Consider the following 13,568-nt stretch of genomic DNA (forward strand, 5'->3'; position numbering starts at 1 on the left):
TACTATCAAAGTGTCCCCTGCAGGAATCGAACCTGCAACTAGCCCTTAGGAGGGGCTCGTTATATCCATTTAACTAAGGGGACGAGGCGGCACGAGTATACCGTTATTTACACTTTGCGTTAAGCGCATTGCCGCCCGACTGCTCAAAGAGTCACCATTCAGGCCGATTTATTTGCCGACTTTTCATCATTTTCCTGCGCTTTCAGCTCGGCTTTACGCTTATTAGACATGTCGTTACGGATCTGGGCATGACTCAACAGCGCAAAAATAAAGGTTCCGCCGCAGATGTTGCCCGCAAGCGTGGGTAGTGCAAATGGCCAGAAGAAATCGGTCCAGTGAAGCGTGCCGTTAAACACCAGATAGAGGATTTCTACAGTACCCACCACGATATGGGTGGTGTCGGCCAGCGCAATCAGCCACGTCATTAATATGATTACCACAATTTTGGCGCTGCCTGCAGACGGGAACATCCAGACCATTGTCGCGATAATCCAGCCAGAGATAATGGCGTTAGAGAACATCTCCACGGGCGTGTTTTTCATCACATCCATACCGATTTTCACAAACGCATCCCGGGTGGGTTCATCAAATATCGGCATATATTCAAACGCCCAGGCGGCGATACCCGTGCCGATGAGGTTGCCCAGCAAGACCACACTCCACAGACGCATCAGTAAGCCAAAGTTACCCAGGGTCGGGTTTTGCATGACCGGCAGAACGGCGGTGACCGTGTTTTCAGTAAAAAGCTGCTGGCGGGCCATAATGACGATGATAAAGCCGAAGGTGTAGCCCAGGTTCTCCAGCAAAAAGCCACCGGGTACACCTTCAAGCTGCACATGGAAAATGCCCTTCGCAAGTAGCGATGCCCCCATCGAGAGGCCTGCCGCGATAGCGGACCACAGCAGGGCCATGGCATCGCGCTCCATCTCCTTTTCCCCATCCTGACGGATATGTTCATGGATCGCCATCGCGCGGGAGGGAAGGCGATCTTCATCAATCTCTATCTTTTCACCGCGCTCTTTTTCCTCGCTCTCAATTTCAAGTTCTTCATTGCTCTCGCCAATTTTCTCTTCGCCCACGTCTTTCATAACCGCTCCAGTTGGGTGTTCTTTCTTTTAAGCGTAGCGGCTTTTAACAAATTGCCCGTGGGGATGCTCTTAAAGTGAGGGTAATGGCAACAAAGGTGAGACATCTCATTCAAAGCCATTATAAAATTGCCAGCGAAACGAATTCTAAAAGCCAGGCTATGCTGAGATCAGAGTGACGGTGGTTACTGCCCGTAATTGTGCTCATAGACATCGGTAAACGTGCTGATACAATCACTTGCACGTTTACAGACGGAGCATCAAATGCTCCGTTACGGATGGCAATCAACGATAGCCATACTGAACAGGGAGAATTTTATGAAACTTCGGCTGTCGGCGCTTGCGCTGGGCGCGACGATGCTTGTGGGCTGCGCCAGCTCCGGGGAGCAAACGGGACGCTCCGATCCTCTCGAAGGATTTAACCGCTCAATGTATAGCTTCAACTATAACGTGCTGGATCCGTATGTGGTTCGCCCGGTGGCGGTTGCATGGCGTGATTATGTTCCCCAGCCTGCGCGTAACGGGTTGAGCAATTTCACCAGTAACCTTGAAGAGCCAGCGGTGATGGTCAACTACTTCCTGCAAGGCGATCCGTATCAGGGGATGGTGCACTTTACTCGCTTCTTCCTGAACTCCCTGCTGGGGATGGGGGGCTTTATCGATGTCGCCGGCATGGCGAACCCGAAACTGCAGCGTGAACAGCCGCACCGCTTCGGGAGTACGCTGGGTCATTATGGCGTCGGTTACGGCCCTTACGTTCATCTGCCGTTCTATGGCAGCTTCACCGTGCGTGATGATGGCGGTGATATGGTGGATACGCTGTATCCGGTTCTTTCGTGGCTGACCTGGCCGCTGTCGATTGGTAAATGGACGGTAGAAGGGATTGAAACACGTGCGCAACTGCTCGATTCCGACGGTCTGCTGCGTCAGTCTTCCGATCCATACATCATGGTGCGTGAAGCTTACTTCCAGAATCATGACTTTATTGCCAATGGTGGCAAGCTGAAGCCGGAAGAGAATCCAAACGCGAAGGCAATCGAGAACGAATTAAAAGATATCGATTCGGAATAAATAAAAAGGTGAGCGATGCTCACCTTTTTTGATCCCTGCGCGAATTAGAACGCGTAGTTGAAGTTCAGGCCATACAGCCAGGCTTTACCTTCGGAAGAGAACTCATACGGACCTTCCTTGAAGCTGACTTTTTGACCGTGCATATACGAAACACCTGCATCGACAGAGGCATCTTTGTTGAAGGCGTAGGTCGCACCGGCGCTCAGCCAGAAGCGGTCCTGATCCGGAATGGAGATAGAACGTTTGTCAGCCGGAACCGGGCTATCATCGAAGGCAATACCGGTACGGAACGTCCAGTTGTCATCCATATAGTAGGTGGTACCCAGTGCGATGCGGTAGGCATCACGGAAGCTTTCATCTTTATAGAACAGCGTGTCGCCTTTGCTGTTGGTCGCTTTCAGCTCCTGGAACTGGCTCCAGCTGGTGTAGGTCAGGCTATAGTGAATCGCCCACTGTGGTGCCACGCGGTTATAACCGGACAATTCCCACATTTCCGGTAAGTGCAGACTCAGAGAACCGCCAGTGGTACGGCCATCGGTGCCCATTGGCAGGCCGAAGGTGCCGAGGATCTGGTTATAAGCAGAAGGCAGGCTGCTCTTGTAGTCGCCGTCAAAGTCGATTTTCACTTCGGAACGGTAGGTGAAACCGTAACGGTTGTTTTTATCGAGTTCATAAAGGATACCGGCGTTCCAGCCAAAGCCCCACTCGTCACCCTTCAGATAGGCGATCTGGGTGTCTGCCGGGATCCCTGCAACCTGTTGTGCCAGAGGCGGCGGCAGTGCGCCGGAGCCCGCAACGATTTTGCCGAGATCGCCCGCGTAACGTTCGATTTTCGCTTTAGCATAAACGGCATCAAAGCCAACGCCGAAGCTCCAGTTACTGTTCAGACGGTAAGCACCGCTCAGGTTCAGGTTCAGAGTCTCAAGGTCGGTCTTACCGCCATAGGCTCCTGCTGCGTAGTCGTTATTAAACTCGGTCGCTAAACCATAGTTAGAGGTTACGGATGCACCCCAGCCAAACTGGTCGTTGATTGGCGCGACGAAGTGCAGGTTTGGCACCCATGCCGTTGGTGCGATGTTATCGGAATTCAGGCTGGCTCCGCTCGGGGAACGGCCCGTAATATCCACACCCGGATCAACAAAGATGGCGCCCGCTGAGAACGTTGGGCGATCAAACATCATGATCAGCGCAGGGTTACGACTGGCGTTTCCTGCATCATCAGCAATTGCACCTTCCCCGGAATACGCACGGCCAAGGCCAGAGGAAGAAAATTCGTTTAACTGGAAGCCCGCTGACCAGGCGGACGTAGAGACGATTGCCACTGCGACTGCCAGCGCAGTCTTGTTGAACAGGGTTTTCTGGCTCATGACCATAACCTCATTGAGTTATTTTTATTCAATAATTGTTACATACCGTAACAGGAGCGCGAAGTGTAGGGTCTGAGGTATGACTTACAAATCAGACCAGTGGCCAGAGTATAGGTCTGACCAGCTAGAATGTTGCAAGTTTGTTTATTAATATTTTCAAACATGTTTCTTGAAACGAGATCTGGTTGGCAAAAATGTGACCATCACGACTCACCCAAAAGGGCGAATTTTGTTTTAGATCATTTTTTAGTGTGATATTGGTCACTTATCCCGTTTTGCGCCATTAACGGCTGGAGAGCGTCTGCATCGGGGCGTAAAATATCAGCATCGTGTTTGTCTCGCGTCCTGCGCGAATACAGAGGAAATTGAGATATGAGTAAATGCAGTGCTGATGAAACCCCGGTTTGCTGCTGTATGGATGTTGGTACCATCATGGACAACTCCGATTGCACCGCCTCTTACAGCCGCGTGTTCACCAATCGTGCCGAAGCGGAAGAAACCCTGGCGGCGCTGAGCAAGCGCGCGCGCGACGTAGAATCCGATCCGTGTGAAATCAAGTCCACCTTCACGGAAGTGGACGGCGGCGTGAAGCTGGATATCGACTTTGTCTTCGCCTGCGAAGCTGAAACGCTGATTTTCCAACTCGGTCTGCGTTAATCTCCGCGGCCTGATGCCCTCTCCTACGGGTGAGGGTGCAAACACTCAAAACGGTAACCTCTGGGTTACCGTTTTGTTTTTACCTCGGGGCATTTTCTTTTTTCTTCTCTGTGTTTTAGTTCGCATTTTTTCGTTTCCCCAATTGGCTGAATGTAAAAAAATGGTTAAGACTATTTATCAGGTCAGACCACTTTATGTTTGCAAAAAATTTTTACAGGGGAATGTTATGAGTCAGGCATTACCGCTTATCACCCGACAAGGTGACCGCATTGCCATTGTCAGTGGATTGCGTACGCCGTTTGCGCGTCAGGCGACAGCGTTTCACGGCATACCGGCCGTCGATCTGGGGAAAATGGTGGTGGGGGAGATGCTGGCTCGCAGCGAAATACCGCCTGACGTCATTGAGCAGCTGGTTTTTGGCCAGGTTGTTCAGATGCCAGAAGCCCCCAATATTGCACGAGAAATTGTCCTTGGCACCGGAATGAACGTGCATACGGATGCTTACAGCGTCAGCCGTGCGTGTGCAACCAGCTTTCAGGCAGTGGCAAACGTGGCCGAAAGCCTGATGGCGGGCACCATTCGCGCGGGGATCGCCGGCGGGGCAGACTCGTCCTCCGTGCTGCCGATAGGGGTCAGTAAAAAGCTGGCCCGCATTCTGGTGGATGCAAATAAAGCGCGCACCACCGGGCAAAAACTCAAGCTCTTCTCGCGTTTACGCCTTCGTGACCTGATGCCTGTTCCACCTGCGGTGGCTGAATACTCCACCGGCTTGCGCATGGGCGACACCGCCGAGCAGATGGCCAAAACCTACGGCATTACCCGGGAGCAGCAGGATGCGCTGGCTCACCGTTCCCATCAGTTGGCGGCGAAAGCCTGGTCGGAAGGCAAGCTGGACGACGAGGTGATGACCGCGTATATCCCGCCTTACCGCGAACCGCTGGTGGAAGATAACAACATTCGTGGCACCTCGACGCTGGCGGACTACGCCAGACTGCGTCCGGCATTCGACCGCAAACACGGCACCGTTACGGCCGCCAACAGTACTCCGCTGACGGATGGTGCTGCCGCGGTGATCCTGATGACCGAATCGCGAGCCAAAGAGCTTGGCCTTACCCCGCTCGGTTATCTGCGCAGCTACGCATTTACGGCGATCGACGTCTGGCAGGACATGCTGTTAGGCCCGGCCTGGTCCACGCCGCTGGCGCTGGATCGCGCAGGGTTGACCCTCGCTGATTTAACGCTGATTGATATGCACGAGGCCTTTGCCGCACAAACCCTGGCCAACGTCCAGCTACTGGCCAGCGAACGTTTTGCTCGCGATGTGCTTGGCCGCGCCCATGCCACCGGAGAAGTGGATCAAAGCAAATTTAACGTACTGGGCGGCTCTATCGCCTACGGTCATCCGTTTGCGGCGACGGGCGCAAGGATGATCACCCAAACATTACATGAGTTACGTCGCCGTGGCGGCGGTTTTGGCCTCGTCACCGCCTGCGCGGCGGGCGGTCTTGGGGCAGCAATGGTTCTGGAGGCTGAATAATGGCAATGGCATCTGCATTTAATCTGACGGTTCGCCTCGATAACGTGGCTGTGATTACCATTGATGTCCCCGACGAAAAGATGAATACCCTGAAGGCGGAATTTGGCGTTCAGGTGCGCGAGATGTTAAAGCAGATCCGCGAGAACAAAGCGATTCGCGGCCTGGTGTTTATCTCGGCAAAGCCAGACAACTTTATTGCCGGGGCCGATATCAACATGATCGCCCGGGCGCAAAGCGCGCAGGAGGCGGAAGATCTGGCGCGCCAGGGGCAGCAGGTGATGGCGGAGATCCATTCGCTGCCGATCCCGGCGATCGCCGCGATCCACGGTGCATGCCTGGGCGGTGGGCTGGAGCTGGCGCTGGCCTGTCACAGTCGTATTTGTACTGGCGACGCGAAAACCGTTCTTGGGTTGCCGGAAGTACAGCTAGGGCTGCTTCCCGGCTCCGGTGGAACGCAGCGTCTGCCGCGGCTGGTTGGCGTTAGTACAGCGCTGGAGATGATCTTAACCGGCAAACAGCTGCGTGCCCGTCAGGCGCTGAAAGCGGGGCTGGTTGATGACGTCGTTCCGCATTCCATTTTGCTGGAAGCCGCCGTAGAGCTGGCGCTGAAGGGACGTCAGGCAAGACGTGCTCTGCCGGTGCGTGAGCGCATCCTGGCCGGGCCGCTGGGGCGGGCGCTGCTGTTTAGCATGGTGGGCAAGAAAACCGAACAAAAGACCAAAGGCAACTATCCGGCGGCGAAGCGCATTCTTGAGGTGATTGAAACCGGGTTGTCGCAGGGTAGCAGCAGCGGTTATGCCGCTGAGGCAAAAGCCTTTGGTGAACTGGCGATGACGCCACAATCGCAGGCGTTGCGCAGCATCTTCTTTGCCAGCACTGACGTTAAAAAAGATCCGGGCAGTGACGCGGAACCTGCACCGCTCAACGCCGTTGGCGTTCTCGGGGGCGGACTGATGGGCGGCGGCATTGCGTTTGTCACAGCCAGCAAAGCCAAATTGCCCGTACGTATCAAAGACATCAACCCTAAAGGGATCAACCACGCGCTGCAGTACAGCTGGCAGAACCTTGATCGGAAGGTTAAACGCCGCCATATCAAGGCAAGCGAGCGGGATAAAACCGTGGCCATGATCAGCGGCACTACGGACTACCGTGGTTTTGCCCATCGCGATCTGGTGATTGAAGCGGTGTTTGAAGACCTGGCGCTTAAGCAGCAGATGGTTGCAGACGTTGAGCAACATTGTGCGCCGCACACGATTTTCGCCTCGAATACCTCTTCATTACCGATCGGTGATATCGCAGCGAAAGCCGCGCGTCCTGAGCAGGTGATTGGCCTGCACTTTTTTAGTCCGGTTGAAAAAATGCCGCTGGTTGAGGTTATTCCACACGCCTCAACCAGCCCGCAGACTGTCTCTACGGTAGTGAAACTGGCGAAAAAGCAGGGCAAAACCCCGATCGTCGTGGCAGATAAAGCGGGTTTCTACGTAAACCGAATTCTGGCGCCGTATATCAACGAAGCGATGCGCCTGCTGGTGGAAGGGGAGAAGATCGAACACGTCGACGAGGCGCTGGTCAAGTTTGGTTTCCCCGTTGGCCCAATCCAACTTTTGGATGAGGTAGGAATAGACACCGGCACTAAAATTATACCTGTGCTGGAGGCCGCATATGGCGAGCGTTTTAGCCCGCCTGCAAACATTGTTTCTGCAATTTTGAAGGACGATCGCAAAGGCAGAAAAAATGAATGCGGTTTCTATCTTTACGGTGCAAAAGGGCGTAAAAGCAAGAAACAGGTCGACCCTTCGGTCTATGGGCTTATCCCAACAACCGGACAGGCGAAACTGTCTGCCGTTCAGTGTGCTGAACGTTGTGTAATGATGATGCTTAATGAAGCCGCACGCTGTTTTGGTGAGCAGGTGATTAAAAGCGCACGCGATGGCGATATTGGCGCCGTATTTGGTATTGGTTTCCCGCCGTTCCTTGGCGGCCCGTTCCGTTACATGGACACCCTCGGAGCGGGTGAAGTGGTTGCGATTCTGCAACGTCTTGCCACGCAGTATGGTCCCCGGTTTACACCCTGTGACGAATTATTGCAGATGGCGGAACGGGGCCAGACATTTTGGCCAGCAAGGGAAACTGTCCTCGTAAGTTGAGGTCAAAGAAGGGTAAATCCGGCGGTGAATGAATCTGATTTGGCGATTTTGTAAACAGAGATTGACTATACTTACGCCATTGAGGTAAAAAACAGCGTTTCATTCACCGAATGGATCAGGCACAATGCCCGGCCATCGGGTTTTCTACCTCAAGCATTAATCGCGGGTAGTTAACGTCGGTGATTCTGGTTAACAAAAGCGGTGCAATATGCAAGTTTTTATCATGCGTCACGGCGACGCGGCACTCGATGCCGCCAGTGACTCAGTACGTCCTTTAACCGTCTGCGGCTGCGACGAATCTCGTCAGATGGCGAACTGGCTTAAAGGTCAAAAAGTGGACATTGAACGCGTTCTGGTGAGTCCGTTCCTGCGTGCTGAACAGACGCTGGATGTGGTAGGGGAGTGTATGAACCTGCCGACCAGCGTGGATGTTCTCCCTGAACTCACGCCGTGTGGTGATGTCGGCCTTGTCAGTGCCTACCTGCAGGCGCTGTGCAATGAAGGTGTCGCTTCTGCACTGGTCATTTCCCACCTGCCACTGGTTGGCTATCTGGTATCTGAACTGTGCCCGGGCGAGACGCCACCGATGTTTACAACCTCCGCCATTGCCAACGTCACCCTCGACGAAACCGGCAAAGGGGTCTTCAACTGGCAAATGAGTCCATGCAATCTCCGGATGGCGAAAGCAATCTGAGGTGACGTGCGATAAGGCGGGAGCAACTATGCCTCCCGCCATGTTTTCAGGGCAGTTCTGGCGGTTGCCACTCTTCAACTTCAATCAACACCAGCAAGGCGGCATCTCCGCCGTACTCTTTGGGTGCCTGATGAAACGCCATCACGTGTGGATGCTGAGCCAGCCACAGCGGCGTTTGTTGCTTAAGAACATGTTTACCGTGGCCGTGCATCACGCAGGCACAAAACACATGTTCGCGGCGACAGGCGGCAATCAACGCCCCCAGCTCCTGTTTCGCCTGCATCTGCGTCAAACCATGCAAATCGAGAAACAGCTCGGGTGAATAATCTCCCCGGCGTAATTTTTTCAGCTCAAAGTGGCTGACATCTTCGCGAACGTACTTGACCGCACCCTGCGTGTTAAGCAGCGGCTGAAACTCATCGGAAAAATAGTGGCTATTATCCGCCTGCTCCTGCAATAGCCTTTTGACCGGTACTTCGCTGACTTTTTTGCGCATCGGCCGGTGGACAATGGTGTCCTGCTTGATTTGACGCGTCCCGGTCATGAGCTGACGGAAAAGCGCCTGATCCTCCTCGCTGAGCGATGTTTTCTTTTTCATTCGTCGTTCTCATCTCGTATTTCCGATAGTGTACCCGACTAAACGCATTTTTTAACCTCAAGCGGTATGCGTCATTGCTGATTTATCGCCGTCTTCATGGCAAACTAGCCGCCGAAAATTATGCGAGCATGCCCTGGAGGAAAGAGTGGATAAAATTTTTGTCGATGAAGCAGTAAACGAGCTGCATACCATACAGGACATGTTGCGCTGGTCGGTTAGCCGCTTCAGCGCCGCCAATATCTGGTACGGACACGGCACGGATAACCCGTGGGATGAAGCTGTTCAACTGGTGCTGCCTTCTCTCTACCTGCCGCTCGATATTCCGGAAGACATGCGCACCGCGCGTCTGACCTCCAGCGAAAAGCACCGCATCGTTGAGCGTGTGATCCGCCGCGTGAACGAGCGTATTCCGGTTGCCTATCTGACCAACAAAGCCTGGTTCTGCGGTCACGAATTCTATGTTGATGAACGCGTGCTGGTGCCGCGCTCGCCGATTGGTGAGCTGATCAACAACCACTTCGAAGGGCTGATTAACCGTCAACCGCAGCACATTCTGGATATGTGTACCGGCAGCGGCTGCATTGCCATTGCCTGCGCTTATGCCTTCCCGGAAGCGGAAGTGGACGCGGTGGACATCTCCACCGACGCACTGGCGGTAACCGAGCACAACATTGAAGAACACGGGCTGATCCACCATGTTACGCCTATCCGCTCCGATCTGTTCCGTGACCTGCCGACGCTGCAGTACGATCTGATCGTAACCAACCCGCCGTACGTGGATGCGGAAGATATGTCCGATCTGCCGAACGAATATCGTCACGAGCCAGAATTGGGCCTGGCATCGGGTTCTGACGGCCTGAAGCTGACCCGTCGCATTCTGGCCTGCGCACCGGATTATCTGACCGACGACGGTGTTCTGATTTGTGAAGTGGGCAACAGCATGGTACATCTGATAGAGCAGTACCCGGATGTGCCGTTCACCTGGCTTGAGTTCGATAACGGCGGTGACGGCGTCTTTATGCTGACCAAAGCGCAGCTGCTCGACGCGCGCGAACATTTCAGCATCTACAAAGATTAATCCAGCGGGCTTCGGCCCGTTTCACAACGCTCACACACAAATAACGACATCGGAGCCGTGATGGCAGGAAACAGTATTGGACAAATATTCCGCGTGACCACCTTTGGTGAGTCGCACGGGCTGGCACTGGGCTGTATCGTTGACGGCGTACCGCCAGGCATCGAACTCACCGAAGCCGATTTACAGCACGACCTTGACCGTCGTCGTCCAGGCACCTCTCGCTACACCACGCAGCGTCGCGAGCCGGACCAGGTCAAAATTCTCTCAGGCGTTTTTGAAGGCCGCACCACCGGGACCAGTATTGGTCTGCTGATTGAAAACACCGACCAACGTTCTCAGGACTACGGTGCCATCAAGGATGTGTTCCGTCCGGGCCACGCTGACTACACCTACGAACAAAAGTACGGTTTTCGCGACTATCGCGGCGGTGGACGCTCCTCCGCCCGTGAAACTGCGATGCGCGTCGCCGCAGGGGCGATTGCCAAGAAATACCTGCAGCAGAAATTTGGCATCGTGATCCGCGGGTGCCTGACCCAGATGGGTGACATTCCGCTGGCCATTAAAGACTGGGAGCAGGTTGAACAAAACCCGTTCTTCTGTGCTGATGTTGAGAAGCTGGAGGCGCTGGACGAGCTGATGCGTGGCCTGAAAAAAGAGGGCGACTCTATCGGTGCAAAAGTGACCGTGGTGGCTGACGGCGTACCGCCAGGCTGGGGTGAGCCTGTATTTGACCGTCTGGACGCGGACATTGCCCACGCGCTGATGAGCATCAACGCGGTGAAGGGCGTCGAAATTGGCGACGGTTTTGACGTGGTTCAGCTTCGCGGCAGCCAGAACCGTGACGAAATTACAAAAGAGGGCTTCCAGAGCAATCATGCGGGTGGCATTCTCGGCGGCATCAGCAGCGGGCAGCAGATTATTGCCAATATCGCACTGAAGCCAACGTCCAGCATTACCGTGCCGGGCCACACAATTAACCGCTCTGGTGAAGAAATTGAGATGATCACCAAAGGACGTCACGATCCGTGTGTCGGGATCCGCGCGGTGCCAATCGCAGAAGCCATGCTGGCAATCGTGTTGATGGATCACTTCCTGCGCCAGCGTGCGCAGAATGCGGATGTGACGACCACCATTCCACGCTGGTAACTATGAAAAAAACCGCAATTGCTCTGCTGGCGCTACTCGCCAGTGGGGCCAGTCTGGCCGCCACGCCATGGCAAAAAATCACTCACCCGGTGGCGGGAAGCGCGCAGTCGATTGGTGCGTTCTCCAATGGCTGTATCGTTGGTGCGCAGGAGCTTCCTCTGCAGTCGGATACTTATCAGGTGATGCGTACCGACCAGCGTCGTTACTTCGGCCACCCGGATCTGGTGCTGTTTATCCAGCGTCTGGGTAACCAGGTGCATAACCTGGGGCTGGGTACGATGCTGATTGGCGATATGGGTATGCCTGCTGGCGGTCGTTTCAACGGTGGGCACGCCAGTCACCAGACCGGGCTGGATGTGGATATTTTCCTGCAGTTGCCTAAAACGCGCTGGACCTCGGCCCAACTGCTGAAGCCGCAGGCGCTGGATCTGGTGGCGCGCGACGGCAAAAGCGTTGTGCCGTCGCTGTGGACCCCGGATGTTTTCAGCCTGATTAAGCTGGCAGCGAAGGACAACGAGGTCACGCGGATCTTCGTTAACCCGGCCATCAAGCAGCAGCTCTGCCTGGATGAGGGAACCGATCGCGACTGGCTGCGCAAAGTGCGTCCGTGGTTCCAGCATCGTGCGCATATGCACGTACGTCTGCGCTGCCCGGTAAACAGTCTGGAATGTGAAGATCAGCCGCTACCACCGCCAGGCGATGGCTGCGGTGCGGAACTGCAAAGCTGGTTTGAACCGGCAAAACCTGGAACCTCTAAGCCTGAGAAGAAGACACCGCCTCCGTTGCCGCCTTCCTGCCAGGCGCTACTGGATGAGCATGTACTTTAATGGATAATTTCGTCGACCTGTTTATGGTGTCACCGCTGCTGCTGCTGGTGCTGTTCTTTGTGGCAATGCTGGCCGGTTTTATCGATGCCCTCGCGGGCGGTGGCGGGTTGCTTACCGTTCCGGCGCTGCTGGCGGCGGGCATGAGCCCGGCTCAGGCGCTTGCCACCAACAAGCTTCAGGCCTGCGGCGGGTCCCTTTCCGCGTCGCTCTATTTTATTCGCCATAAGGTGGTTAATCTTGCCGACCAGAAGCTCAATATTCTGATGACCTTCATCGGCTCAACCTCCGGTGCGCTGTTGGTTCAGCATGTACAGTCTGACATTTTGCGTCAGATCCTGCCGGTGCTGGTCATCTGTATTGGCCTCTACTTTCTGCTGATGCCAAAGCTCGGTGAAGAGGACAGGCAGCGTCGGCTGCATGGTCTGCCGTTCGCGCTTATCGCAGGCGGCTGCGTCGGGTTTTACGATGGCTTCTTTGGCCCAGGCGCCGGGTCGTTCTATGCCCTGGCGTTTGTCACGCTGGCCGGATTTAACCTCGCCAAATCTACCGCCCACGCTAAAGTGCTGAATGCCACCTCGAACGTCGGCGGCCTGCTGCTGTTTATCATCGGCGGCAAGGTTATCTGGGCAACCGGGTTTGTGATGATGGCGGGGCAGTTTTTAGGCGCGCGCGCGGGCTCGCGTCTGGTATTAAGCAAAGGACAGAAGCTGATTCGCCCGATGATCGTCATCGTCTCGGCGGTGATGAGCGCCAAGCTTCTTTATGACAGCCATGGACAGGAGATCCTCACCTGGCTGGGGATGAATGCATGAACAGTACGCATAACTATGAACAGCTGATTGAGATTTTTGACGGCTGTTTTGCTGATGATTTTAATACCCGTCTGATTAAAGGCGACGACGAACCGATCTATCTTCCTGCTGATGCAGAGGTGCCCTATAACCGCATCGTGTTTGCGCATGGTTTTTACGCCAGTGGCCTGCATGAGATTTCACACTGGTGCATTGCGGGAAAAGCGCGTCGCGAGCTGGTGGACTTTGGTTACTGGTACTGTCCGGACGGACGTGACGCGGCCACGCAGGGTCAGTTTGAAGATGTGGAAGTCAAACCGCAGGCGCTGGAGTGGCTGTTCTGCGTGGCGGCGGGTTTCCCGTTCAACGTCAGCTGTGACAATCTCGAAGGGGATTTCGAGCCAGACCGTATTCTCTTCCAGCGCCGCGTGCATGCGCAGGTGATGGAGTATCTTGAGAAAGGCATCCCGGAACGCCCGGCACGCCTGATCAAGGCTTTACAGAATTATTACCATACGCCGGAGATCACGGCGGAATGCTTCCCGTGGCCGGAAGATCTTTAACAGAGGA

General features: G+C 54.7%; 13 protein-coding genes and 1 tRNA gene. 10 read left to right on the plus strand and 4 right to left on the minus strand.

Going from position 1 to position 13,568, the window contains the following annotated elements; all coding sequences use genetic code 11:
• Nucleotides 1-11: 11 nt before the first annotated feature.
• Both AC2FAK_RS09115 and AC2FAK_RS09120 read right to left on the minus strand, forming a co-directional pair.
• Nucleotides 12-83, minus strand: a tRNA-Arg gene (locus AC2FAK_RS09115).
• 75 nt (nucleotides 84-158) lie between these two features.
• A complete protein-coding gene (locus tag AC2FAK_RS09120) occupies nucleotides 159-1,088 on the minus strand; it encodes a formate/nitrite transporter family protein (RefSeq protein WP_013098160.1) in 930 nt (309 codons plus the stop codon).
• Nucleotides 1,089-1,403: 315 nt separating this feature from the next.
• Here AC2FAK_RS09120 and mlaA point away from each other — a divergent pair, with 315 nt between their 5' ends.
• Nucleotides 1,404-2,156 (plus strand): phospholipid-binding lipoprotein MlaA, encoded by a 753-nt coding sequence (mlaA, locus tag AC2FAK_RS09125; protein ID WP_013098159.1) that lies wholly within the window; start codon nucleotides 1,404-1,406, stop codon nucleotides 2,154-2,156.
• A gap of 44 nt (nucleotides 2,157-2,200) precedes the next feature.
• On the opposite strand, the gene fadL is transcribed toward mlaA, so the two are convergent.
• On the minus strand, nucleotides 2,201-3,523 hold the full coding sequence (gene fadL / locus AC2FAK_RS09130) for a long-chain fatty acid transporter FadL (RefSeq protein ID WP_014832806.1): 1,323 nt from the start codon (nucleotides 3,521-3,523) through the stop codon (nucleotides 2,201-2,203).
• Nucleotides 3,524-3,895: 372 nt separating this feature from the next.
• On the opposite strand from fadL, the gene AC2FAK_RS09135 reads away from it, so the two are divergent.
• From AC2FAK_RS09135 to sixA, 4 genes are all read left to right on the plus strand, one after another.
• Nucleotides 3,896-4,180, plus strand: coding sequence for a YfcZ/YiiS family protein (locus AC2FAK_RS09135; protein ID WP_014832805.1), 285 nt, complete (start codon nucleotides 3,896-3,898; stop codon nucleotides 4,178-4,180).
• Between the two features lie 226 nt (nucleotides 4,181-4,406).
• Nucleotides 4,407-5,717, plus strand: a complete 1,311-nt coding sequence (fadI, locus tag AC2FAK_RS09140) for an acetyl-CoA C-acyltransferase FadI (protein ID WP_095455050.1) — start codon at nucleotides 4,407-4,409, stop codon at nucleotides 5,715-5,717.
• The gene (fadJ, locus tag AC2FAK_RS09145) at nucleotides 5,717-7,864 is read left to right on the plus strand and encodes a fatty acid oxidation complex subunit alpha FadJ (RefSeq protein WP_095455049.1); all 2,148 of its coding nucleotides are present in this window, start codon (nucleotides 5,717-5,719) and stop codon (nucleotides 7,862-7,864) included. Before fadI ends, fadJ begins: the two co-directional genes overlap by 1 nt.
• A 208-nt stretch (nucleotides 7,865-8,072) precedes the next feature.
• Nucleotides 8,073-8,558 (plus strand): phosphohistidine phosphatase SixA, encoded by a 486-nt coding sequence (gene sixA / locus AC2FAK_RS09150; RefSeq protein ID WP_014832802.1) that lies wholly within the window; start codon nucleotides 8,073-8,075, stop codon nucleotides 8,556-8,558.
• A 46-nt stretch (nucleotides 8,559-8,604) separates the two neighbouring features.
• On the opposite strand, the gene smrB is transcribed toward sixA, so the two are convergent.
• The gene (gene smrB / locus AC2FAK_RS09155) at nucleotides 8,605-9,156 is read right to left on the minus strand and encodes an endonuclease SmrB (RefSeq protein WP_013098153.1); all 552 of its coding nucleotides are present in this window, start codon (nucleotides 9,154-9,156) and stop codon (nucleotides 8,605-8,607) included.
• Between the two features lie 145 nt (nucleotides 9,157-9,301).
• On the opposite strand from smrB, the gene prmB reads away from it, so the two are divergent.
• The 5 genes from prmB to AC2FAK_RS09180 are packed head-to-tail and all read left to right on the plus strand — an operon-like array spanning nucleotide 9,302 to nucleotide 13,561.
• Nucleotides 9,302-10,234: a 50S ribosomal protein L3 N(5)-glutamine methyltransferase gene (gene prmB / locus AC2FAK_RS09160; RefSeq protein WP_013098152.1), complete on the plus strand. Its 933-nt coding sequence runs from the start codon at nucleotides 9,302-9,304 to the stop codon at nucleotides 10,232-10,234.
• A 60-nt stretch (nucleotides 10,235-10,294) separates the two neighbouring features.
• Nucleotides 10,295-11,380: a chorismate synthase gene (gene aroC / locus AC2FAK_RS09165; RefSeq protein ID WP_095455048.1), complete on the plus strand. Its 1,086-nt coding sequence runs from the start codon at nucleotides 10,295-10,297 to the stop codon at nucleotides 11,378-11,380.
• 2 nt (nucleotides 11,381-11,382) lie between these two features.
• Nucleotides 11,383-12,207, plus strand: coding sequence for a penicillin-insensitive murein endopeptidase (gene mepA, locus AC2FAK_RS09170; protein ID WP_095455047.1), 825 nt, complete (start codon nucleotides 11,383-11,385; stop codon nucleotides 12,205-12,207).
• Nucleotides 12,207-13,019 (plus strand): sulfite exporter TauE/SafE family protein, encoded by an 813-nt coding sequence (locus tag AC2FAK_RS09175; protein WP_095455046.1) that lies wholly within the window; start codon nucleotides 12,207-12,209, stop codon nucleotides 13,017-13,019. Before mepA ends, AC2FAK_RS09175 begins: the two co-directional genes overlap by 1 nt.
• Complete coding sequence (locus AC2FAK_RS09180) at nucleotides 13,016-13,561, plus strand: elongation factor P hydroxylase (protein ID WP_013098148.1); 546 nt, start codon at nucleotides 13,016-13,018, stop codon at nucleotides 13,559-13,561. The genes AC2FAK_RS09175 and AC2FAK_RS09180 overlap by 4 nt, the downstream gene beginning before the upstream one ends.
• Nucleotides 13,562-13,568 lie beyond the last annotated feature (7 nt).

Source organism: Enterobacter cloacae complex sp. 394F7, from assembly GCF_057320385.1.